General features: G+C 67.2%; 24 protein-coding genes and 1 tRNA gene. 17 read left to right on the top strand and 8 right to left on the bottom strand.

Annotation, left to right across the window (positions count from 1 at the left end):
- The first annotated feature begins 44 nt into the window (after positions 1-44).
- The gene (parC, locus tag J7654_RS11235) at positions 45-2,294 is read left to right on the top strand and encodes a DNA topoisomerase IV subunit A (RefSeq protein ID WP_209736021.1); all 2,250 of its coding nucleotides are present in this window, start codon (positions 45-47) and stop codon (positions 2,292-2,294) included.
- Between the two features lie 226 nt (positions 2,295-2,520).
- Here parC and J7654_RS11240 read toward each other — a convergent pair whose 3' ends face one another.
- The 3 genes from J7654_RS11240 to hemB all read right to left on the bottom strand — a co-directional run bounded on the left by J7654_RS11240 (position 2,521) and on the right by hemB (position 4,937).
- Positions 2,521-3,279, bottom strand: coding sequence for an arginyltransferase (locus J7654_RS11240; RefSeq protein WP_209736022.1), 759 nt, complete (start codon positions 3,277-3,279; stop codon positions 2,521-2,523).
- An 89-nt stretch (positions 3,280-3,368) separates the two neighbouring features.
- Positions 3,369-3,848, bottom strand: a complete 480-nt coding sequence (locus tag J7654_RS11245; protein WP_209736023.1) for an RDD family protein — start codon at positions 3,846-3,848, stop codon at positions 3,369-3,371.
- 60 nt (positions 3,849-3,908) lie between these two features.
- The gene (gene hemB / locus J7654_RS11250) at positions 3,909-4,937 is read right to left on the bottom strand and encodes a porphobilinogen synthase (RefSeq protein WP_209736024.1); all 1,029 of its coding nucleotides are present in this window, start codon (positions 4,935-4,937) and stop codon (positions 3,909-3,911) included.
- A gap of 179 nt (positions 4,938-5,116) precedes the next feature.
- Between hemB and J7654_RS11255 the strand changes: the two genes are divergently transcribed.
- The 9 genes from J7654_RS11255 to nusB all read left to right on the top strand — a co-directional run bounded on the left by J7654_RS11255 (position 5,117) and on the right by nusB (position 12,605).
- Positions 5,117-5,542: a DUF6163 family protein gene (locus J7654_RS11255; protein WP_209736025.1), complete on the top strand. Its 426-nt coding sequence runs from the start codon at positions 5,117-5,119 to the stop codon at positions 5,540-5,542.
- A 169-nt stretch (positions 5,543-5,711) separates the two neighbouring features.
- Positions 5,712-6,224: a transcriptional regulator LdtR gene (gene ldtR / locus J7654_RS11260; protein ID WP_209736026.1), complete on the top strand. Its 513-nt coding sequence runs from the start codon at positions 5,712-5,714 to the stop codon at positions 6,222-6,224.
- A 304-nt stretch (positions 6,225-6,528) separates the two neighbouring features.
- Positions 6,529-7,857, top strand: coding sequence for a L,D-transpeptidase family protein (locus J7654_RS11265; protein WP_209736027.1), 1,329 nt, complete (start codon positions 6,529-6,531; stop codon positions 7,855-7,857).
- A gap of 165 nt (positions 7,858-8,022) precedes the next feature.
- Entirely contained in the window at positions 8,023-9,339 is a 1,317-nt protein-coding gene (glyA, locus tag J7654_RS11270) for a serine hydroxymethyltransferase (protein ID WP_209736028.1), read from the top strand.
- Between the two features lie 3 nt (positions 9,340-9,342).
- Positions 9,343-9,828: a transcriptional regulator NrdR gene (nrdR, locus tag J7654_RS11275; RefSeq protein WP_209736029.1), complete on the top strand. Its 486-nt coding sequence runs from the start codon at positions 9,343-9,345 to the stop codon at positions 9,826-9,828.
- Between the two features lies 1 nt (position 9,829).
- Positions 9,830-10,948: a bifunctional diaminohydroxyphosphoribosylaminopyrimidine deaminase/5-amino-6-(5-phosphoribosylamino)uracil reductase RibD gene (gene ribD, locus J7654_RS11280; RefSeq protein ID WP_209736030.1), complete on the top strand. Its 1,119-nt coding sequence runs from the start codon at positions 9,830-9,832 to the stop codon at positions 10,946-10,948.
- The gene (locus tag J7654_RS11285; protein WP_245195768.1) at positions 10,945-11,556 is read left to right on the top strand and encodes a riboflavin synthase; all 612 of its coding nucleotides are present in this window, start codon (positions 10,945-10,947) and stop codon (positions 11,554-11,556) included. The genes ribD and J7654_RS11285 overlap by 4 nt, the downstream gene beginning before the upstream one ends.
- A 98-nt stretch (positions 11,557-11,654) precedes the next feature.
- Entirely contained in the window at positions 11,655-12,101 is a 447-nt protein-coding gene (locus tag J7654_RS11290) for a 6,7-dimethyl-8-ribityllumazine synthase (protein ID WP_209736032.1), read from the top strand.
- A gap of 3 nt (positions 12,102-12,104) precedes the next feature.
- Complete coding sequence (gene nusB / locus J7654_RS11295) at positions 12,105-12,605, top strand: transcription antitermination factor NusB (RefSeq protein WP_209736033.1); 501 nt, start codon at positions 12,105-12,107, stop codon at positions 12,603-12,605.
- 43 nt (positions 12,606-12,648) lie between these two features.
- Here nusB and J7654_RS11300 read toward each other — a convergent pair whose 3' ends face one another.
- Positions 12,649-13,152, bottom strand: a complete 504-nt coding sequence (locus J7654_RS11300; RefSeq protein WP_209736034.1) for an outer membrane protein assembly factor BamE — start codon at positions 13,150-13,152, stop codon at positions 12,649-12,651.
- Positions 13,153-13,312: 160 nt separating this feature from the next.
- On the opposite strand from J7654_RS11300, the gene J7654_RS11305 reads away from it, so the two are divergent.
- From J7654_RS11305 to J7654_RS11330, 6 genes are all read left to right on the top strand, one after another.
- The gene (locus J7654_RS11305; protein WP_245195475.1) at positions 13,313-13,864 is read left to right on the top strand and encodes a ubiquinol-cytochrome C chaperone family protein; all 552 of its coding nucleotides are present in this window, start codon (positions 13,313-13,315) and stop codon (positions 13,862-13,864) included.
- On the top strand, positions 13,854-14,420 hold the full coding sequence (locus J7654_RS11310) for a DUF177 domain-containing protein (protein ID WP_209736035.1): 567 nt from the start codon (positions 13,854-13,856) through the stop codon (positions 14,418-14,420). The genes J7654_RS11305 and J7654_RS11310 overlap by 11 nt, the downstream gene beginning before the upstream one ends.
- Before the next feature lie 111 nt (positions 14,421-14,531).
- Positions 14,532-15,566: a phosphate acyltransferase PlsX gene (plsX, locus tag J7654_RS11315; RefSeq protein ID WP_209740471.1), complete on the top strand. Its 1,035-nt coding sequence runs from the start codon at positions 14,532-14,534 to the stop codon at positions 15,564-15,566.
- Positions 15,563-16,540 carry a beta-ketoacyl-ACP synthase III gene (locus tag J7654_RS11320; protein WP_209736036.1) on the top strand — a complete coding sequence of 326 codons (978 nt, stop codon included), beginning with the start codon at positions 15,563-15,565 and terminating at the stop codon, positions 16,538-16,540. The genes plsX and J7654_RS11320 overlap by 4 nt, the downstream gene beginning before the upstream one ends.
- An 89-nt stretch (positions 16,541-16,629) precedes the next feature.
- Complete coding sequence (locus J7654_RS11325; protein WP_209736037.1) at positions 16,630-16,980, top strand: integration host factor subunit alpha; 351 nt, start codon at positions 16,630-16,632, stop codon at positions 16,978-16,980.
- A gap of 17 nt (positions 16,981-16,997) precedes the next feature.
- Positions 16,998-17,501: a MerR family transcriptional regulator gene (locus J7654_RS11330; RefSeq protein ID WP_209736038.1), complete on the top strand. Its 504-nt coding sequence runs from the start codon at positions 16,998-17,000 to the stop codon at positions 17,499-17,501.
- Positions 17,502-17,596: 95 nt separating this feature from the next.
- On the opposite strand, the gene J7654_RS11335 is transcribed toward J7654_RS11330, so the two are convergent.
- From J7654_RS11335 to J7654_RS11345, 3 genes are all read right to left on the bottom strand, one after another.
- Positions 17,597-19,102, bottom strand: a complete 1,506-nt coding sequence (locus J7654_RS11335; RefSeq protein WP_209736039.1) for a tripartite tricarboxylate transporter permease — start codon at positions 19,100-19,102, stop codon at positions 17,597-17,599.
- A 15-nt stretch (positions 19,103-19,117) separates the two neighbouring features.
- On the bottom strand, positions 19,118-19,588 hold the full coding sequence (locus J7654_RS11340) for a tripartite tricarboxylate transporter TctB family protein (protein ID WP_245195476.1): 471 nt from the start codon (positions 19,586-19,588) through the stop codon (positions 19,118-19,120).
- Positions 19,589-19,651: 63 nt separating this feature from the next.
- Complete coding sequence (locus tag J7654_RS11345; protein WP_209736041.1) at positions 19,652-20,629, bottom strand: tripartite tricarboxylate transporter substrate-binding protein; 978 nt, start codon at positions 20,627-20,629, stop codon at positions 19,652-19,654.
- 315 nt (positions 20,630-20,944) lie between these two features.
- On the opposite strand from J7654_RS11345, the gene J7654_RS11350 reads away from it, so the two are divergent.
- Entirely contained in the window at positions 20,945-22,390 is a 1,446-nt protein-coding gene (locus tag J7654_RS11350; protein ID WP_209736042.1) for an aldehyde dehydrogenase, read from the top strand.
- Positions 22,391-22,571: 181 nt separating this feature from the next.
- Here the strand turns inward: J7654_RS11350 and J7654_RS11355 are convergent.
- A tRNA-Pro gene (locus J7654_RS11355) sits at positions 22,572-22,648 on the bottom strand.
- Positions 22,649-22,657 lie beyond the last annotated feature (9 nt).

Genomic DNA, 22,657 nt, shown 5'->3' on the forward strand with positions numbered 1-22,657 from the left:
TTCCGCTCTTGTTCCGGGCGAAACGATGCGCTAGCCCATAATTCATGGGCAAGCCAGTCGACCCTCCCGCCGGCGGCGGCGATATCGAGCCGATCGACCTGAAGGCCGCTCTCGAGGAGCGGTACCTCGCTTATGCGCTCTCCACCATCATGGGGCGGGCGCTTCCGGACGTGCGCGACGGGCTCAAGCCCGTTCACCGGCGCATCGTTCACGCCATGCGCGTGCTCAAGCTCGATCCGGGGCAGGGCTACAAGAAATGCGCGCGCATCGTCGGCGACGTGATGGGCAAGTTCCATCCGCACGGCGACGCCTCGATCTACGACGCGCTGGTGCGCCTGGCGCAGGACTTCGCCATCCGCTACCCGCTGATCGACGGGCAGGGCAATTTCGGCAATGTGGATGGCGATTCGGCCGCCGCCATGCGCTACACTGAAGCGCGGATGACCGATGTCGCAACGCTCCTCCTGCGCGGCATCGACGAGAACGCCATCGACTTCAGGCCCACTTACAACGAGGAGGACGAGGAGCCCGTCGTCCTGCCGGGCGCCTTCCCCAACCTGCTGGCCAACGGCGCTTCGGGCATCGCGGTGGGCATGGCGACCTCGATCCCGCCCCACAATGCCTCCGAGCTTTGCGACGCCGCGCTCAAGCTGATCGACAAGCCAGAGGCCGATATCGACGCGCTGCTGAAATTCGTGGAGGGGCCGGACTTCCCCACGGGCGGCATCATCGTGGACAGCCGCGCCGTCATCCGCGAGGCCTATGCCACCGGGCGCGGCTCCTTCCGCGTGCGCGCCCGCTGGGAGCGGGAGGAGCAGGGGCGGGGCGGCTATGTCTGCGTCGTCACCGAAATCCCCTATCAGGTGCAGAAGTCGAAGCTGATCGAGAAGATCGCCGAGCTTCTCAACGCGCGCCGGCTGCCGCTCCTGGCCGATGTGCGCGATGAATCGGCCGAGGACGTGCGCATCGTCTTCGAGCCGAAGGCGCGCACCGTCGATCCGGCGCTGCTGATGGAATCGCTGTTCCGGCTCACGGACCTGGAAAGCCGCGTGCCCTTGAACATGAATGTCCTGTCCGGCGGCAAGGTGCCGAAGGTCATGACGCTGAAGGAGGTTCTGGCCGAGTGGCTGGCGCATCGGCGCGAAGTGCTCGTGCGGCGCACCGCCTTCCGGCTCGCGCAGATCGACCGCCGGCTGGAGGTCGTTGCCGGCTACCTGATCGCCTTCCTCAATCTCGACGAGGTGATCCGCATCATCCGCGAGGAGGACGAGCCGAAGGCCGAACTGATGCGGACCTTCGAGCTCACCGACCTCCAGGCCGAATCGGTCTTGAACCTGCGCCTGCGCTCGCTGCGCAAGCTGGAGGAGATGGAGCTGAAGCGCGAACATGCGGCCTTGCGCGAGGAGAAGGCGCAGAAGGAGGCGCTGCTCGCCTCGCCCGAACTGCAATGGAAGGCGATCGCCGGCGAAATTCGCGAGGTGAAGGAGACCTTCTCGAAGAAGACGAGGATCGGCAAGCGCCGCACCACCTTCGCTGATGCACCGGCCCATAATCTGGACGACATCGCCGGCGCGCTCATCGAGAAGGAGCCGGTGACGATCGTCCTTTCGCAGAAGGGCTTCCTGCGCGCCATGCGCGGGCATCTGGCAGATTTCTCCGGGCTGACCTTCCGCGAGGGCGACGGGCTGAAGCTGGCCTTCCACGCGCTGACGACCGACAAGCTGGTCTTCCTCTCCACGAACGGGCGCGCCTTCACGCTGGGGGCCGACAAGCTGCCGGGCGGGCGCGGGCAGGGAGACCCCATCCGGCTGGCCTTCGAGCTGGAGGACGAGCAGGACATCGTGACCGGCTTCGTGGTCGATCCTACCTGCAAGCGGCTTGTCGTCTCCTCGGACGGCAACGGCTTCGTGGTGGGCGAGGGCGAGCTCCTCTCGGGCACGCGCAAGGGCAAGCAAATTCTCAACGTCTCGGGCAAGGTGCGCCTCGCGCTCGCGCAGCGGGTGGCGGGCGACCACGTCGCCACTGTTGGCGAAAACCGCAAGATGCTCGTCTTCCCGCTCATCCAGGTGCCGGAGATGACGCGCGGCAAGGGCGTGCGCCTCCAGCGCTACAAGGATGGCGGCATTCTCGACCTCAAGATATTCTCCCTGGCGGACGGGCTCTCCTGGACCGATCCCGCCGGGCGGGTATTCCAGCGCTCCTTCGACGACCTCCTGGAATGGCGCGGCGACCGCGCACAGGCCGGCCGCCTCGTGCCCAAGGGCTTCCCCAAGAGCGGCAGGTTCTCCGGATAGAGGCTGGCGGCAGTGCGGGGAGAAGCGGGCGGAGTTGCCTTCTTTCGACCCTTCGAAGTCGTACAGCGGTTCGAAAATCTTGGTTGTAAGCGGCGTTCCGATGTCGCAACGGTTCGCTCCTTGCTTCTCCAGTTGTGATCCCGCTAGCCTGTGAACGTTCTCAGGGGCCCTGCCCGTCTCTAAACCGGACGGGCAGGGAACCACCCAGACCCGCCGAACCGGCAACTCATTTCTCCTCCAGCGCCTCGAACCGCTCCCAGCCCTTGGGGCGCAGGTGCTCTTGGGGCTGGAAGCGTATCTTGTAGTCCATCTTGCGCGAGCCCTCGACCCAGTAGCCGAGATAGAGATAGGGCAGGCCCATGGCGCGGGCGCGCTCGACATGGTCGAGGATCATGTAGCTGCCGAGGCTGCGCTGCTCCTGCTCCGGCGCGTAGAAGGAGTAGACCATCGACAGCCCGTCTCCCATCACATCGGTGAGCGCGACGGCGGTCAGCTCGCCGTCCGAATGGGGGGTGAAGGACGAATCGGGGCCGCGGCGCCGGTACTGGATCAGGCGCGTGTCGACCTGGCTGTCCTCCACCATCATCGAATAGTCGAGGACACTCATTTCGGACATGCCGCCCGTCTTGTGCCGGGCGTCGAGATAGCGGCGGAAGAGAGCGTATTGCTCGGACGAGGCGGTGGCGGGCGCCATTCGGCCGATCAGGTCGCGATTGGCGGCCAGCGTGCGGCGCATCGAGCGCGTCGGCTCGAACTCGTTCACCAGAATACGCACGGAAACGCAGGCACGGCAGCGCTCGCAGGCCGGGCGATAGGCGATGTTCTGCGAGCGGCGAAACCCGCCCTGCGTCAGCAGGTCGAGAAGCTCCGGCGCGCGCAGCCCCACCAGATGGGTGAAGACTTTCCGCTCGAACTGCCCAGGCAGATAGGGGCAGACGGAGGGCGATGTCAGGAAGAATTGCGGCGTCTGCGAATGGGCCGTCATGGTCGTTCAGCCTTCCTCGCCCAAGCGGGCGAGGGGCAGTTTGGCGCAAAGCCGGCCGGACGGGAAGACGCCATCGCTTGGTCGGGAATTCAGACGGGCCGGCGGCGCACGGCGACGGTACCCAGGAGATAGTCGTGCAGCATCTGCTTTCTGCGCGTGAACAGCGCCATCAGGAGCACGAACGGCGTCAGCACCGAGCAGGAGGCCCAGAACAGGACGGCGTGGAGAACGGCGTAGACCGGGTCGATCTCCTGCCCGTCGAGCCTGGCCATGCGAACACCGCACAGGCGCATGCCGGGCGTGGCCTGCGCGCTGCCGCCCATGGTGAAGCCGACATAGAGAATGGCCAGGACAGGAAGCAGGAACGCGTAGAGCGCCCAGCCCAGCCCGAGCGTGACGACACCCAGAACGCCGATCACGAGGGCGGCGGGGATGGAGAGGATCAGGATCGCCGTGTAATCGAAGAGGAAGGCCAGCGAGCGGCGCGTGCGCACGCCGTCATAGGCGCGCACATCGTCCAGCGCCGTGGCCTGGGCGAAGCGGGGGCTCGATGGGGCGGTGTTCGTCATCTGGCGCTCCTTCCGTTCGTTCGCCAGACAAGATGGGAATGCGGCGGGGCCGGCGCAATGTCAGCCACGCCGGAGCGTGGCCGCCGCCCGGGGCGAGAAGTAGCTGAGAATGCCGGCCGCGCCCGCGCGCTTGTAGGCGCTGAGCGTTTCCATCATCGCGGCGTCCGGGTCGATGAAGCCGCGTTCGGCCGCCGCCATGATCATCGAGTACTCGCCGGAGGTCTGGTAGGCGAAGGTCGGCAGGTCCAGCTCGCGCGCCACCCGCGACAGGATGTCGAGATAGGGCAGGCCGGGCTTGATCATGATCATGTCCGCGCCCTCGGCGATGTCCTGTCGCGCCTCGCGCAGCGCCTCCTGCGAATTGCCGAAATCCATCTGGTAGCTGCGCTTGTCACCCTTCAGCGCCCCGGTGGAGCCCACGGCGTCGCGGAACGGGCCGTAGAAGGCCGAAGCGTATTTGGCCGCATAGGACATGATCATCGTGTCGGGCAGGCCGGCCTCGTCCAGCGCGGCGCGGATGCAGGCGACGCGCCCGTCCATCATGTCGGAGGGGCCGATGATGTCGCACCCGGCCTGCGCCTGCACCACGGCCTGCCGGCTCAGGATCTCGACCGTCTCGTCGTTGACGATCCGCCCGTCGCGCACGATCCCGTCATGGCCGTGGCTCGTATAGGGATCGAGCGCGACGTCGCACAGGATGCCCACCTCCGGCACCGCCTTCTTCATCGCGCGCACGGCCGAGCAGACGAGGTTGTTCGGGTCGAGCGCGCGGCTGCCCTGCTCGTCGCGATCCTCGGCGCTGGTGTAAGGAAAGAGCGCGATGACCGGGATTCCGAGGTCCGCGGCCTGCCGCGCCGCCTCCACGCATCCCTCGATCGACAGGCGGTCGACCCCCGGCATCGAGGGCACGGGTTCGGCCGCGCCGGCCCCCTCGCGCACGAAGATCGGCCAGATCAGGTCGTTCACCGAAAGTTGAGTCTCGCGCACGAGCCGGCGCGTCCAGTCGCCCTGGCGCAAGCGCCGCATCCGTCGCCCGCCGGTGGCCGCCGAAATCCTGCGGGTCACCTCGTCGATCGCGCCTGCGCTCATGATGCCTGGCCCCTTGCCGTTCCCAGTGGATTCGGCCGGACCCTAAGCGCGCCGAACGACAAATTCCACAGGCTTTGCGCAATGCGCTCTCCCGCCGCACCCGCGTTGACGCATCGCCGCCCGGCTTCTAGCTTCGCGCCGCCCGCCATGGGCACGATGTAAGCCGGTTCGGGAGCGCGATGACGATCGAGATCTTCAACCGGACCAAGGAAGCGAGCCTCGACAAGCGGCTCGGCGTGCTTCTTTGCCGGATCGTCGCGCTCGCACTGTTCACCCTCGGCGTCTTCTACTGGGTGCGCCTTGTGGGCGTCTATGACGGGCCGCTCTGGCGGTTCGATACGATGCCGCTGAGCTGGCGCATCGTCGCGTCCAGCCTTGCCGTCCTTTATCCCATTGCGGGCGTCGGGCTGTGGATGCCCTCGTCCTGGGGCGTCGTGGTGTGGGTTCTCGTCGCCGCCATCGAGGCCGGATGCGTTCTCGCCCTCCCGGCGGCGTTCGGCACCGACCTGTCGATCGCCGCCTTCCACGCCGGCGCGCTGGTGCTGCTGCTGGCCCTCAAGGCCTGGCCGATCGTGGTCCGCCGGATACGCAGGCTCAAGGTGTAGAACTGCTTAAGCGCGTGGATACGTTGCATTAGCCAATAGTTTGATTGGATTGGCGTAACGCAGCATTAAGGCTGGGGTTTAAGTCGAATTTTAGAGGCGTCGGTTCATCTTGGGTGCAAGAAGGGGCCGTCGCAAAAGCGCCCCGCAAAGCAACAGCGGAGCCGATACTATGACCAACGCCAAGATCCAGCGCGACGACATTTCCCAGGGCGGCGAGAAGGTTGAGCTGAAGTCGCTTTACCTCGAAACTCTTCAACTCGTCGAGCGGCTGCACCGCCGCCTTCTGGATGTGATCAAGGACGAGTTCGACCGCAACGGCCGCACCGATATCAACGCCGTCCAGGCATTGCTGCTCTTCAATATCGGCGATTCCGTCCTCACCGCCGGCGAGCTGCGCACCCGCGGCTTCTATCTCGGCTCCAACGTCTCATACAATCTGAAGAAGCTCGTCGAGCTCGGCTTCATCAACCATCAGAAGTCGCGGGTGGACCGTCGCTCGGTGCGGGTCTCCCTGACGAAGGAAGGGCTGGAGATCGCCGAGATCGTGGCCGAGCTCTACGAGCGCCATATCGGCTCCATCGACAAGGTGGGCGGCCTCGACGAGCAGGAGTTCCAGAAAATGAACAAGGCTCTCCAGCGCCTCGACCGCTTCTGGAACGATTCGATCATGTATCGCCTTTAAGGGTGAACGGTCCCTCGGGAACGGGGCCCTCCAGCCGCCTCCCGAAGCCCAAGACCCCGCGCCCTCGTCCGGGCTGCGGGGTCTCTCTTTTTACGGACTCCCGAGTGAACGCCCGGTGTGACAAGGACGCCGCACCTCGCAGTCTCGCGCCCGAGGCCCTCGCCAAGTTCACGCTTTGGCCATATTGGGCTTCGATAGCCGAGGCGGCGCGTGTTCTCTGGCGCCGCGACATTGTCGTTTGATTTACCATGCGCGCCGTAAGCTGCGCGGCAAGTCGAACGGCCTAACGGGCAAGGGGGTTCTCATGGACGACGGCAAGCCGCAGAACGGGCGCACGACCATCTCGCGCCGCCAATTCGTCGCGGGCGCGGCGGCGGCGGCGGGCGCGATGCTGCCCGGCATGGCCTTCGCGCAGTCTGCGATCGACAGCGTCCTTGCCGCTCCCTCGCGCGGCGGCTGGAACGATCAATTCGATACCCGCTCGGCCGGCTCCGGCAGCGTCGCCTCCTACCAGCCGGTGTTCTCGCAGAACACGGTTTCGGCGATGCAGAGCGCCATCCAGGGTTATAACCAGATTGTGATGGCGGGCGGCTGGCCCACCGTGCCGGAGGGCACCACGCTGCGTCTCGGCATGCAGCACCCCAACGTGCAGTTGATGCGCGAGCGCCTCGCCATCTCCGGCGACCTGCCGCGCGCGGCCGGCAATGGGCAGGCCTTCGATTCCTATGTGGACGCGGCCGTGAAGCGCTTCCAGGGGCGCCACGGCCTGCCGGCGGACGGCGTGGCCGCCGAGCACACCTTCAAGGCCATGAACGTGCCGGCCAATATTCGCCTCGGGCAGTTGCAGACCAATCTGTCGCGCGTCCAGTCCGAGAGCGTCGATCCCTCGCGCTTCGTCATGGTCAACATTCCGGGCGCCTTCGTGGAGGCGGTGGAGAACGGACGCGTCGTCCAGCGCCACACGGCCGTCGTCGGCAAGGTCGACCGGCAGACGCCGATCCTCCAGTCGCGCATCACCAACCTCAACCTCAACCCGTACTGGCATGCCCCGGCCTCGATCGTGCGCAAGGACATCATCCCGCTGATGCGGGAGGATCCGACCTATCTGGAGCGCAACGAGATCTATATCTACGCCTCCGACGGCAGCGTGATCCCGCCGAGCAGCATCGACTGGAACACGGAAGAGGCGGTGCGCTACCTGTTCCGGCAGGAGCCGGGGCCGAACAACGCCATGTCCTCGGTGCGCATCAACTTCCCGAACCCGCACTCCGTATTCATGCACGATACGCCCCAGCAGAGCACGTTCTCGCAGCTCATGCGATTCGAATCCTCGGGCTGCGTGCGCATCCAGAACATCCGCGACCTGATCGTCTGGATCGCGCGCGACGTGCCGGGCTGGGACCGCGCGACCATCGAACAGACCGTCGCCGCGCGCACGCGCAAGGACGTGGACCTCACGCGTCCCATCCCGCTGCACTTCTCCTACATCACCGCCTGGGCGACCGATCCCACGGTGGTGCAGTTCCGCGACGACATCTATCGCCGCGACGGCTCGGAGCAACTGGCGATGACGGACGCGCAGCCGGCCGCCTACCAGCCGGGCGAGCAGGCTTACGCCGACCTGCCGTTCTGATCGCGCTGTGCGGGGAGGGCGCCTGCCCCTCCTCGCATGTCTCCCATGAGCGGATGCGATGTGGCGAAGGCCACGTATCCGTGATAGAGCGCGCGCCATGACGGGGCCGCACTCCGCGTGACGTTGGCGGCCTCCATGACGAGGCCCACTCACCGGAGCTGACTGATGTCCGAGGCCAGAGCCATCGAAACGCCGTCGCGGCACGACGCCTTCTTCTCGCAGGGCATCGAGGCGGGCGATCCCGACCTCTTCGCGGCGATGAAGGACGAGCTTCACCGCCAGCAGCACGAGATCGAGCTGATCGCATCCGAGAACATCGTCTCGCGGGCGGTTCTGGAAGCGCAGGGCTCCGTTCTCACCAACAAATATGCCGAGGGTTATCCCGGCCGCCGCTATTACGGCGGCTGCGAGCATGTGGATGTGGTGGAGCAGCTCGCGATCGACCGCGCCAGGGAGCTGTTCGGCTGTGGCTTCGCCAATGTGCAGCCCAATTCCGGCAGCCAGGCCAACCAGGCCGTGCTCATGGCGCTCTCCAAGCCCGGCGACACCATCCTGGGCATGAGCCTGGACGCGGGCGGGCATCTGACCCATGGCGCCAAGCCGAACCTCTCCGGCCGCTGGTTCAACGCCGTCCAGTACGGACTCGACAACGAGACCGGCCTGATCGACTACGACCAGGTCGAGGCTCTGGCGCAGGAGACCCGGCCCGTCATCATCGTGGCCGGCGGCTCCGCCTATTCGCGCCGCATCGATTTCGAGCGCTTCCGCAGGATCGCCAACGCGGTCGGCGCCTATCTGTGGGTGGACATGGCCCATTTCGCGGGCCTCGTGGCCACGGGCCTGCACCCCAGCCCGTTCCCGCACGCCCATGTCGCTACCTCCACCACGCACAAGACGCTGCGCGGCCCGCGCGGCGGCCTCGTGCTGACGAATGACGCGGACATCGCCAAGAAGATCAATTCGGCGATTTTCCCCGGCCTCCAGGGCGGCCCGCTCATGCATGTCATCGCCGGCAAGGCGGTGGCTTTCAAGGAAGCGCTGCAGCCGGCCTACAAGGACTACATGAAGGCGGTGGCCGAGAACGCCCGCATCCTGGCCGAAACCGTGCGCGAAGGCGGGCTCGACATCGTTTCGGGCGGCACCGACACGCATCTGATGCTGGTGGACCTCCGGCCCAAGATGCTGACCGGCAAGGCTTCCGAGGCGGCCCTCGGCCGCGCGGGCATCACCTGCAACAAGAACGGCGTGCCCAGCGACCCGCAGAAGCCGGCGATCACCTCCGGCATCCGCCTGGGCACCCCGGCCGCCACGACGCGCGGCTTCGGGCCAGCCGAGTTCCGCGAGGTCGGGCGCCTGATCGTGGAGGTGCTCGACGGGTTGAAGGCGGCCAATTCGGAAGAGGGCAACGCGGCCGTCGAGGCGCGTGTGAAGGAGAAGGTGCTGGCGCTGACGGCGCGGTTCCCGATCTATCCGTCGCTCTGAGCGATGCGCTGTCCCTACTGCGGTTCGCTCGACAGCCAGGTGAAGGACAGCCGCCCCGCCGAGGACGGGGCGGCGATCCGTCGCCGCCGCGTCTGCCCCGATTGCTCCGGGCGCTTCACCACCTTCGAGCGCATCCAGCTTCGGGAGCTGACGGTGGCCAAGAAGTCGGGCCGCAAGGTTCCCTTCGAGCGCGACAAGCTGGCGCGCTCCGTGCACACCGCGCTGCGCAAGCGCTCGGCCGATCCCGAGCGGGTGGAGCGGATGATCTCCGGCATCATCCGCCGGCTGGAATCGAGCGGCGAGGCGGAGGTCTCCTCCAACGATATCGGCCTCCTCGTGATGGAGGCCCTTCGCGGCTTCGACGACGTGGCCTATGTGCGCTTCGCCTCGGTCTACCGGGACTTCCGCGAGGCGGGGGACTTCGGCGCGCTGCTGGAGGAACTGGCCGACAGCCCGGCCTCGCCCATCCCGCGCGAGGACGACAACTGAGATGGAGCCGGGCTTCAGCGAGACCGACCGGCGGCTGATGGCGGCCGCCATCCGTTATGCAGAGCGCCATGCCGGCCTCACCGGCACCAATCCTTCCGTCGCCACCCTCATCGTGCGCTTCGAAGGCGGCGTGCCGCTGATCGTGGGACGCGGCGTCACTGCCGTGGGCGGGCGTCCCCACGCCGAGACGGTGGCGCTGGCGGAGGCCGGCGCGCTTGCGCGCGGCGCGTGCGCCTATGTCACCCTAGAGCCCTGCGCCCATCATGGCCGCACGCCCCCCTGCGCCGAGGCCCTGGTGGCCGCCGGCATCGCGCGGGTGGTCTCGGCCGCCGCCGATCCCGACCCGCGCGTGGACGGCAGGGGGCACGACATCCTGCGTGCCGCGGGCATCGAGGTGGCACCCGGCCTGCTGGCGCGCGAGGCGCGCGAAACCCTCTCCGGCTACCTCGCGCGCGCGCTGAGAAAGCGCCCGGAAGTGACTCTCAAGATGGCGCTTTCCGCCGACGGGATGCTCGGCCGACGGGGGCAGGGGCGGGTGGCGATCACCGGCCCCGTCGCGAACGCTCAGACCCATCTGATGCGCGCCCGCTCCGAGGCGATCCTCGTGGGGATCGGCACCGTTCTGGCGGATGACCCGGCGCTGACCTGCCGGCTGCCGGGCCTGGAGGAACGCTCGCCCATGCGCATCGTGGTCGATCCGAGACTGGAGACCCCTCCGACCTCGCGGCTGGGCGCGGACGCGCGGGGTGTGCCCACCGTCCTTGCCGCCTTGGCCGGCGCCGACCCGCAGCGCGGCCGCGCGCTGCGCGAGGCCGGCTTCGAATTCCTCGCCGCCGAGCCGGACGAGAACGGCCGGGTGGCCTTGCCCGAACTTCTGGACGATCTGGGCGCGCGCGGCATTTCGACGCTCATGGTGGAAGGCGGCGCCATGCTGGGCGGCTCCTTCCTGAAGGAGGATCTGGTGGACCGGCTCGTCCTCGTGGTCGCTCCGGGGCGCATCGGGGAGGGCGGCGTTCCCGCGCCGCTGGACCCGCAGGAAGCCGGCCACCGCTTCGACCTGCGGCGCCAGCTGCGCTATGGCGATGATCTCTGGCTCGAATATATGCGGAAGGACGGCTGATGTTCACCGGAATCGTCACCGATATCGGAGAAGTCGAGGCCGTCGTGCCTCTGGATGAGGGGCGGCGCCTGCGCATCCGCACGGCCTACGACCCCGCCTCCATCGAGATCGGCGCCTCCATCGCCTGCTCGGGCGTGTGCCTCACCGTCACCGCGCTTCCCGAGCAGGGGGCCAATTCGCGCTGGTTCGAGGTGGAGGCCTGGGAGGAGGCGCTTCGGCTGACGACGGCCGGAAGCTGGGAGGTGGGCGCCGCGATCAACCTGGAGCGCGCGCTGAAGGTGGGCGACGAACTGGGCGGGCATCTGGTCTCCGGCCACGTCGATGGGACGGCCCGGATCGTGTCGGTGGAGGACGAGGGCGAGGCCCGGCGCTTTCGCATCCAGGCGCCTGCCGAGCTTGCGCGTTTCGTGGCGCAGAAGGGCTCCGTCTGTCTCGACGGAACCTCGCTGACCGTCAACGGCGTGGAGGGCGACGTCTTCGACGTCCTCCTCATCCGCCACTCGCTGGACGTCACGACATGGGGCCGGCGGAGCGTGGGCGACAGCGTGAACCTTGAGGTCGATCAGATTGCGCGCTATGCGGAGCGCTTGTTCGGCCCGCGTGCCTGAGACACGCGCCGATCCTCGTTTGAGTTTTGCAAGGATCGCTTGTGCGGAAGGCTTCTTCCGCTGCTGCGATCCCCTTTGTCCGAAAGAAGTGACCGTCCATGCCCGCACCCCATCTCCTGATCGTCGAGGCCCGGTTCTACGACCATATCGCCGACTTGCTGCTGGAAGGCGCCAAGGCCGAGATCGAGAAGGCGGGCGGCACGTTCGAGGTGGTGACGGTGCCGGGCGCGCTGGAAGTGCCGGCCGCCATCGGCTTCGCGCTGACGGGCGAGGGCGCCGGTGGCACCGCCTATGACGGCTTCGTCGCGCTGGGCTGCGTCATTCGCGGCGAGACCTACCATTTCGACATCGTGGCCAACGAGTCCTGCCGGGCCCTGATGGACATCGCGATTGCCGAGAACGCCGCGATCGGCAACGGCATCCTCACCGTGGAGAACGAGGCGCAGGCGCTGGAAAGGGCCCGACCCGACCGCCTCAACAAGGGCGCAGGCGCGGCGGCGGCGGCGCTGGCCATGATCGCGCTGCGCGAAAAACTGGGAGCCTGAGCCATGACCGCCGCTCCCACGCCCAAGCCCCTGCGCCCGGCCAACAAGCGTGGCGCAGCGCGCCTCGCCGCCGTGCAGGCGCTCTACCAGATGGATGTCGGCGGCACGAGCCTCGTCGAGACGGTGGCCGAGTACGAGAATTTCCGGCTCGGGCAGGAGGTGGACGGAGAAACCTATCGGGAGGCGGATGCCGCCTGGTTCCGCGACATCGTGTCGGGCGTGGTGCGCGGGCAGACCTTCGTCGATCCGCTCATCCACTCCTCGCTCACGGCCGACTGGCCGCTCTCGCGGCTCGACACCACGCTGCGCGCCATCCTGCGGGCCGGCACCTACGAGCTGACGAGCCGCAAGGACGTGCCTGTCGCCGTCATCGTGGCCGAATATGTCGATATCGCCAAGGCGTTCTATGCCGAGGACGAGCCGCGCCTCGTCAACGCGGTGCTCGACCGGGTCGCGCGCCGGTCGCGCGGCGAAGGGCGGGGGCGGGAGCTGGAAGACAAGTAGGAAAAAGCCGGGCGCTGGGCCCGGCTTTCTAACTGTCGTTCGATCAGCGCTCCGGCCCGATGTCGCCGGGGTCGCGGCGCGGGCCCAGAACACCGCCGGCCATGGGCGGCGCGTCCGACGACAGGAGCTGCCCGAGGAAGCTCTGGTCGCGCCCGCCGGTGGGCGTGGTGCGCGAGATGAAATCGAACACCCGGCCGTCCTGCAGCCCGTAATTGGCGATCTGGCGCACACGGTTGTCCGGGCCGAAATAGACGGCCAGGATACGCTGTTCCACCAGCCTCGGCTGCATGAAGGCCATGGGCCGAACACGCTTCTGGGAGATGTAGTAGAACACCTCGTTGTCGAATGTCGCCGTGGTGGAGGGGGAGCCGAGCGCGAGCACGACCTGCTCTCGCGAGGAGCCGACCGGCACCAGCGAGAGCGACTGCTCGTCGATCACATACCCCTGATTATAGACTTCCGCCGTCTGGCAGGCGGACAGCGCCAGAAGCGAGCCGAGCCCGGCGGCTGCAAGAAGCGGGCGGGCGGAACGGGCTGACGGTTTCACGCGGTCGATCTCCTCGCAGGTCTCTCCGGCCGATCCTGGCCAAGGAAGCGCGCGATAGTGAGGCGCCCACCCCGCCTGCCGGAGGACATGCCGCTTCGTAAACGACCTTCCGGACCGTTGCAATCGGCCGCCGGCCATGCGAACGCCGCTGGAAGATTCCTTGAGAGGACAGATGCTGGAGCGCTGGCGAAACCGAAGGCGGAACCGGGAAATCGTCGATCGCCTCTACGAGGCCCTCGTGGCGCGCGCGAGAAACCCGTTTCTCTATGAGGATGGCGGGTTGCCCGACACGGTGATGGGCCGTTACGAGGCGCTGTGTATCGAGGTCTTCCTGTTCCTGCGTCGCTGCCGGGGGGACAGTGCCCTGGCGCCGCTCGCGCAGGATGTCGTCGATCGCTTCATGCTCGACATGGACCATTCGCTTCGCGAGATCGGCATAGGCTATCAGGGCGTGCCGCGCCGGATGCGCAAGCTCGCCGCGCGCTTCTACGCGCGCGTCGCCGAGTTCGAGGCGCCGCTGGCGGGCGGCGACGAGGCCGCACTCACCCGCGCCGTGGCCGCGCGCAGCTTCGCGGAGGTGGCCGAGCCCGGAGGGGCGCCGGCCGTCATCGCAACTTATATGATCGAGGTCGACGCCGCCTATCGCAAGGTGGCGAACGCCGTTCTTCTCACCGGCCGTCTGAAGGAAGAAGGTGCCGAACATGCAGCCTGACGATCCGGCGGCGGCCGAGCCGCTGTCCTGCACCGTTCTCGTCTCGCGCCTGCCGCGCGAGGGCCTGCCCGTCGAGTTCGAGGCGGACGAGGCCGAGCGCGAGGCCCTGGCGCGCTTCCTTGGGATCGAGGCCGTGGAAAGCCTTGCCGCCGAGGTGCGCGTGGCGCCCTGGCGCCAGGGCGGCGTCTCGGTGAAGGGCCGGCTGAAGGCGGCGGCCGTGCAGGCCAGCGTGGTGACGCTGGAGCCGGTGCGCGAGGAGATCGACGAGGAGGTCGACCGCCTTTTCATCCCCGAGAATTCCAAGCTTTCGCGCATTCGCGGGGCCGATGAGGGCGAAATCCACCTCGACCCCGAGGGCGACGACATCCCCGACACCTTCACGGGCGAGCGCCTCGACCTCGGCGCCGCCTTCCGCGAGATCGTGGCCATGAGCCTCGACCCCTATCCGCGCGAGCCGGACATCGTCTTCGAAGGCGACGCCGGGGAAGAGGAGGCGCAGGACCGCCCGGTCTCTCCCTTCGCCGCGCTTGCCAGGCTGAAATCGCATGAGTCATGAAAGCGGCGCAACGCGCGCCCATATGGACGCCGTCCGGCCGCTTCCCGTGCCGAAAGCAGATTGTTTGGGGATTCTCACGTGACATCGGGCATTACCGTCGCGCTCGACGCGATGGGCGGCGATCATGGGCCGTCCGTCATTCTGCCGGGCGCCGAGATCGCCCTGACGCGCCATCCGGGCCTGCGCTTCGTCATCTTCGGCCAGGAAGATGCGGTGCGCCCGGTGCTGGAGGCGCATCCGAGGCTCAAGGCGGCCTCCACCTTCCATCATTGCGACGTGTCCATCCGCATGGACGAGAAGCCGAGCCAGGCGCTGCGGCAGGGGCGCTACAAATCCTCGATGTGGAAGGCGCTGGAGGCGGTGAAGGGGGGCGAGGCCGATGTCGCGGTCTCGGCCGGCAACACCGGGGCGCTCATGGCCATGGCCAAGTTCTGCCTGCGCACCATGCCCAATATCGAGCGGCCCGCCATCGCGGCGATCTGGCCCACCCTGCGCGGCGAGAGCGTCGTTCTGGACGTGGGCGCCACCATCGGCGCCGATTCCCAGCAGCTCGTCGATTTCTCGATGATGGGCGCGGCGATGGCGCGCGCCCTGCTGCATGTCGAGCGGCCGAGCGTGGGCCTGCTCAATATCGGCGTGGAGGAGGTGAAGGGCCAGGACGAGATCAAGGAAGCGGCGCGGCTCCTGAAGGAGGCGCGGCTCTCCGGCCTCGTCTATCACGGCTTCGTGGAGGGCGACGATCTGGGCAAGGGCACGGTGGACGTGGTGGTGACGGAGGGCTTCACGGGCAATATCGCGCTGAAGACCGCCGAGGGCACTGCCCGCCAGATCGCCTCCTATCTCCGCTCGGCCATGACGCGCACCTGGCTTGCCAAGCTCGGCTATCTTCTGGCCAAGGGCGCCTTCGACCGGCTGCGCGACAAGATGGACCCGCGCAAGGTCAATGGCGGCGTCTTCCTTGGGTTGAACGGCATCGTCATCAAGAGCCATGGCGGCTCGGACGCGGAGGGCACGGCGGCCGCCATCGACGTCGCCTTCGCCATGGCTTCGGCCCAGTTGCGTGAGAAGATCGAGAAGGATCTTCAGGACTTTTATCTCAGCGTGTCGGCGGATGCGGCGCAGAAACCGTTGGAGGCTCCGCAATGACCGTTCGTCGTTCCATCGTCATCGGCACGGGCTCGAGCCTGCCGGCGCGCCGCATGAGCAATCTCGACTTCGAGGGCATCGTCGAAACCTCCGACGAGTGGATTCGCCAGCGCACCGGAATCGCGAACCGCTACATCGCGGGGGAGGGCGAGACGACCGTTTCGCTGGGCGAGGCGGCCGCGCGCAAGGCGCTGGAGGCGGCAAATCTCCAGCCCTCCGACATCGACCTCATCGTCCTGGCCACCGCCACGCCCGACCGTACCTTCCCCGCCTCGGCCGTGCAGGTGCAGATGCGGCTCGGCATCACCCATGGCTTCGCCTTCGACATGCAGGCGGTCTGCTCGGGCTTCGTCTACGCCATCACCACGGCCGATCTCTACATCCGCAGCGGCATGGCGCGCCGCGCGCTGGTGATCGGCGCGGAGACCTTCTCGCGAATCGTGGACTGGAGCGACCGGACCACCTGCGTCCTGTTCGGCGACGGCGCCGGGGCCGTGGTGCTGGAGGCCGCCGAGGGCGAGGGCGGCCTCTCCGATCGCGGCGTGCTGGTCTCCAGGCTGCGTTCGGACGGCGCCCATCACGAGAAGCTCTATGTCGATGGCGGCCCGTCATCCACCGGCACCGTCGGCAAGCTGCGCATGGAAGGCCGCGAGGTCTTCAAGCACGCGGTGGGCATGATCACCGATGTCATCGAGGATTCGTTCGAGGCGCTTTCGATCACCGCCGAGGATGTCGACTGGTTCGTGCCCCACCAGGCCAACCGGCGCATCATCGACGCTTCGGCCAGGAAACTGGGCATCGCGCCCGAGAAGGTGGTGGTGACGGTGGACGACCACGGCAACACCTCTGCCGCCTCGATTCCGCTGGCGCTGGACCGCGCCGCGCGGGACGGGCGCCTGAAGCGCGGCGACCTGGTGCTGCTCGAAGCGATGGGCGGCGGCTTCACCTGGGGCGCCGTGCTGGTGCGCTGGTAGGCGCGAGTGCCTTGAACGACTTGGCGAATTCGGTATTGTCGGGGCCAATGGCGGGTTCGGCCCGGCGGCGAAGGACGAGAGGGGTTGGTATGGGAGAGCGGACGATCACTCGGGCCGATCTCGCAGAGGCGGTGTTTCGCAAGATCGGCTTGTCGCGCACGGAATCGGCCTATCTGGTGGAAACCGTCCTCGAGGAGGTCTGCGGAACCATCGCTCGGGGCGAGAGCGTCAAGATTTCCTCCTTCGGCTCTTTCCTGGTGCGCGAGAAGAACGAGCGCATCGGCCGAAACCCGAAGACGGGCGAGGAGGTGCCCATCTCGCCGCGCCGGGTCGCCGTCTTCAAGCCGTCCAACGTCATGAAGGCGCGTATTCTGCAAGCGCACGCCAAGCGAGGCGAGAGGGGCGAAGCGCCGCACGACCTCCTGAACGCGGCCGAGTGAGCCGGCAGCGCCCCTGAATGTCGGAGAAGAGCGCAGACGCGTTCCGCACCATCTCGGAGGTCGCGGAAGAACTGGATCTGCCGCAGCATGTCCTGCGCTTCTGGGAAACGCGCTTTCCCCAGATCAAGCCCATGAAGCGCGGCGGCGGCCGGCGCTATTACCGGCCCGACGATGTCGAACTGCTGAAGGGCATCCGCGTCCTCCTCTATGTGCGTGGCTTCACGATCAAGGGGGTGCAACGCATCCTGAAGGAGAACGGCAATCGCTTCGTGATCGCCGTCGGCGCCGGCGATCTCTCCGGGCTCGACCAGCCTTCCGCTCCGCCCGCGCCCGTTTTCGAGCCGGATGAGGCGGAGGCCGAGGACGCGCCCTCGGAGCGCAGCCGCTCGGGCCTTTCAGCGCTGCTGCGCCGGGACAGGGATCGGAACGGCTCTGCCCTTCCTCCCGGGCCGACCGCCGAACTCAACCGGGTGCTTCTGGAGCTTCTGGAACTGAAACGCATCCTCGATCAGGTTCGCTGACCGAATCATCCTTTCAGCGTCCGAAGGCCGGAATCGAAACGGCGCCGATGTCTTCCGACGTCGGCGCCATGCTTTTTTCGACACCCGGAGGGCGATCAGTCCTCCTCGACGAAGACCTCATCGCGCTTCCTGCGGATGGAGGGCATCAGCGCCAGGACGACGGCCAGGAGGCCGATGGCCAGCAGCATGGCGGAGATCGGACGCTCCAGGAACACCAGCGCGTTGCCGCGCGAGATGATCATGGCGCGCCGCAGATGCTCCTCCAGCAGCGGGCCGAGCACGAAGCCGAGAAGCAGCGGCGCGGGCTCGCACCCCATGCGGATCAGCACGTATCCGAGCACGCCGAAGACGGCGATGGCATAGACGTCGAACGGATTGTTGTTGATCGAGTAGCAGCCGATCGAGGCGAAGAGGACGATCGCCGGGAACAGCACCCGGTAGGGAATCGTCAGCATCTTCACCCAGAGGCCGATCAGCGGCAGGTTCAGCATCACCAGGAGGACGTTGCCGATCCACATGGAGGCGATGATGCCCCAGAAGAGCGCCGGCTGCGTATTGATGACGTTCGGACCGGGGGTGATGCCCTGGAGGATGAACGCCCCCACGATGAGCGCCATCACCGGATGGGCCGGGATGCCGAGCGTGAGAAGCGGTATGAAGGAGGTCTGCGCGGCGGCGTTGTTGGCGCTTTCCGGCCCCGCCACGCCCTCGATGGCGCCATGGCCGAACTCGGCCTTGTTCTTCGACAGGTTCTTTTCCATCGAATAGGAGGCGAAGGAGGACAGGACGTGGCCGCCACCCGGCAGCACGCCGAGGATGGAGCCGAGCGCCGTGCCGCGCAGCACCGGCATGGTGATGCGCTTGAAGTCGTCCTTCGTCAGCCAGAGGTTGGAGACCTTCTTCACCATCACCTCGCGGTCGCGCTCGTTCTCCAGGTTCCGGAAGATCTCCGAGACGCCGAAGACGCCCACCGCCACCGACACGAAGTTGATGCCCTGGTAGAGCTCCAGTTGGCCGAAGGTGAAGCGGGGCGTGCCGGTGTAGATGTCCTGCCCCACCGTGCCGAGCAGGAGCCCGAGCACGATCATGCCCAGCGCCTTGACGACCGAGCCGTGCGCCAGCGAGATGGACACCAGGAGGCCGAGCACGATCAGCGCGAAATATTCCGGTGCGCCGAAATTGAGCGCGACGGCCGCGAGCGGCGGCGCGGCGATGGCCAGGAGCAGCGTCGAGACGCAGCCCGCGAAGAACGAACCGAGCGCGGCCGTGGCCAGGGCCGGGCCCGCTCGCCCCTTTCTGGCCATCTGGTAGCCGTCGATCGCCGTGACCGCCGATGAGCTTTCCCCCGGCAGGTTGATGAGGATCGCCGTGGTCGAGCCGCCATATTGCGCGCCGTAATAGATGCCGGAGAGCATGATGAGGGCGGTGACGGGCGAGAAGGTGAAGGTGATCGGCAGCAGCATGGCGATGGTCGCCGTGGGGCCGATGCCGGGCAGGACGCCGACCAGCGTGCCGAGAAGGACGCCGATGAAGCACCAGAAGATGTTGACGGGCGTCAGCGCCGTCTCGAAGCCGAGGGCCAGATTCGCAAGGAGATCCATGAGTCCCGGCCTCCGTCAGAGGGCAAAGAGGGGACCGAAGGTCGGCAGCGTGATGCCGAGCCCGATCTTGAAGATGAGATAGCAGAGGATGGACATGGCCGCGGCGATGGTGAGCGCCGACAGGAGCGTGTTGTTGCGCGAGGCGAAGGCGGTGAGCGCCGTGCAGAGGAAAACGATCGGCACGAGCCCGAGCTGCCGGGCGAAGACGCCGAAGATGACGAGGCTGGCGACGACGAGGGCGCTGCCGGTCCACGAAACCGGGCTGGTCTCGACCGTCTCGTTCTTGCGTATCCCGGACACGATGATGACGACGCCGAGGATGGCGAGGATGATGGCCAGGGTCAGGGGAATGAACCCCGGCCCCATGCGAAGCGGTGTGCCCATCTCGTAGCCGAGGGAGATGAAGCCGAAGGTGGCGGCGATGGCGAGGAAGATGCCGCCAGCGATGATGTCGCGCTGCGATTTGGTATGGGTCGAACTATGCAACCCTGGTCCTCCGATAGGTGAAAAAAAAGCCGCGCTTCTCATGAAGCGCGGCCCGTCCCTTCGTCAGTCGGCGTATTGGCCGGCCGATTCTATGATCGGCCGCCACAGCTCGATCTGGGAGTTCAGCTCCTCGGCGAGGGCCGCCGGCGTGGCCTCCTCCGCCGTCACGGGAGCCGTTCCGAGATCGGCGAAGCGGGCGATCACCGTCTCGTCCGCCAGGGCCGTCTGGAGCGCGCCTTCCAGCTTCTCCACGATGGCCTCGTCCATGCCCGCCGGGCCGTAGAGGCCGTGCCAGACGCCGATCTGCAAGGCGGGAAGGTCGATTTCGGCGGTGGTGGGAAGATCGGGGAAGGATTCGATGCGCTCGGGCGTGGTGACGGCATAGGCCTTCACTTCGCCGCCCCTGATCTGGTTGGTGGTGTTGGTCGTCTGGTCGCAGAGCACATCGACCTGGCTGCCGAGGATGTCGGTCATCGCCGGGGCGGCCCCCTGGTAGGGAACCGTGATCATCTGTACGCCCAGCGCTTCCTGAAGCAACATGCCGCAGAGATGGGAGGCGGAGCCGATGCCGGCATTGGCGTAGGTCGTGTCCTCGCCGTTCTCGCGCAGGTAGGCGATGAACTCCTCGGCGGTCGTGGGCTCGAAGTCCCTGCGCGCCACGATGGTCATGGGCACCGAGGTGATGAGGCCCACGGGCGTGAAGTCGGTCTGCGGATCGAAGGCGAGCTGGCGATAGAGCGAGGGCGCAGTCGACATGCCGATATGGTGGAGGAGGAGCCTGTAGCCGTCCGGCTGGGCCTGCGCCACCTGGCCAGCGCCGAGCGTGCCGCCCGCGCCGCCGACATTCTCGATCAGCACCTGCTGGCCGAGCGTGGAGGACATCGACTGGGCGACCAGGCGTGCCACCGTGTCGGTCGGTCCACCGGCCGAGAAGGGCACGACGATGGTGATCGGCTGGGTGGGATAGTCCTGCGCCGTCGCAGAACCGCAACCGAGTGCGACAAGCGCAACGGCTGCCAACGCCTGAGCCTTGAATGTCATGAAATACCTCCCTGAAGAAACGTGCCCTGGACGGGGACCGTAACAGACCATCTGTTCTTGCCGATCCGCATGTTCGGACCTCCACCAGACAAGACGAGATGATTCGTCATAAACCCGTTGCAGCCGGTTTGCGATACGATTCCGTCGCCCGCTGCAAGATTTCGTGACAGACCGGGCCTGCGGGGCCGCGGGAGGTTCGGTGGCGGTCGCCGACAAGGCTCATGACAAGCCGCGCCGAGGCTTCTACCTATAGAAGCGGGGCAGGCATGCGCTGGCGGCGCAGGCAACGCCATCACCGCAAGAGGGAGGTTGGAAATGGACATTGGATTGCTGATCGACGGGCGCGATGTCGACGCGGCGGCGGAGGCCACGTTCGAGCGGCTCGACCCGGTGACGGGCTCGGTGGCCACGCGTGCGGCGGCCGCTCGCGCCGCCGACGTGGACACGGCGGTGGAGGCGGCGGCCCGTGCGTTTCCCGCCTGGTCGAGGACCGGCCCTTCCGAAAGGCGCGCCATCCTGAACAAGGCGGCTGACCTTCTGGAGGAGAAGACCGCCGAGTTCATCGAGGCAGGCATCGCCGAGACCGGCGCGACCGGTCCCTGGATGGGCTTCAACGTGATGTTCGCCGCCAAGATCCTGCGCGAGGCTGCGGCTGCAACCACGCAGATCAAGGGCGAGGTGATCCCGTCCGACAAGCCCGGCACGCTGGCCATGGGCTACCGCGAGCCCGTGGGCGTCCTCGTCGGCATGGCGCCGTGGAACGCGCCCGTCATCCTGGGGGTGCGCGCCGTCGCCATGCCCATCGCCTGCGGCAACACGGTGGTGCTGAAGGCCTCCGAGATGTGCCCCCGCACCCACCGCATGATCGCCGAGACGCTGGGCGAGGCGGGGCTGCCGGCGGGCGTTCTGAACGTCGTGACCCATTCGGCCGAGGATGCGCCCGAGGTCGTCAAAGCGCTGATCGCCCACAGGAAGGTAAAGCGCATCAACTTCACGGGCTCGACCAGGGTCGGCAAGATCATCGCGGCCGAGGCCGCCAGGTATCTCAAGCCCGTGCTCCTGGAACTCGGCGGCAAGGCGCCGCTGGTGATCCTCGACGACGCCGATCTCGACGCGGCCGTGAACGCGGCCGCCTTCGGGGCCTTCATGAACCAGGGGCAGATCTGCATGTCGACGGAGCGTATCATCGTCGACGAGAAGGTGGCCGACGCCTTCGTGGAGAAGTTTACCGCCAAGTCATCGAAGCTGCCCTTCGGGAACCCTCGCGACAAGGTGGTCCTCGGCTCGGTGGTCTCCCGTTCCACTGTCGAGCGGGTGGAGGAGCTGATCGAGGACGCGGTGCAGGCCGGAGCCAGCGTGACGACGGGCGGGGCGAGTTCCTCGACCATCATGCCGGCCACCATCGTGGACAAGGTGACGCCGCAGATGCGGCTCTTCCGCGAGGAAAGCTTCGGCCCCGTGGTCTGCGTGGTGCGCGCGAGAAACGCGGACCACGCGGTGGAGCTGGCCAACGATACCGAATACGGGCTTTCGGCCGGCGTGTTCGGGCGCGATGTCTCGCGCGCGCTCGACGTTGCCCGCCGCATCGAATCGGGCATCTGCCACGTGAACGGGCCGACGGTCGGCGACGAGGCGCAGATGCCTTTCGGCGGAATGAAGGCCTCCGGCTACGGCCGCTTCGGCGGAACCGCGAGCATCGCCGAGTTCACCGAACTGCGCTGGATCACCATCGAGGACCCGAACCAACATTATCCGTTCTGACCCGCGCGACGATCCCGGCACCAGGAGAGGGCCGCCGCATGATGCGGCGCCCGTCCCCTGGGCTCATGAAGGTGCCGCGCGGACGCCGAAACTGGACGGGGCATTGTTCGTGGAAAGACGCGCAGGGCACGGAATTCGCCATCGAGGCGCGAACCCGGCTCATCTGCACTTGGGCTGTGATTGGTCGGAGCGAGAGGATTCGAACCTCCGACCCCCTGAACCCCATTCAGGTGCGCTACCAGGCTGCGCTACGCTCCGACTGGCTCT

The sequence above is a fragment of the Aureimonas populi genome (genome assembly GCF_017815515.1).
Classification (GTDB): domain Bacteria; phylum Pseudomonadota; class Alphaproteobacteria; order Rhizobiales; family Rhizobiaceae; genus Aureimonas; species Aureimonas populi.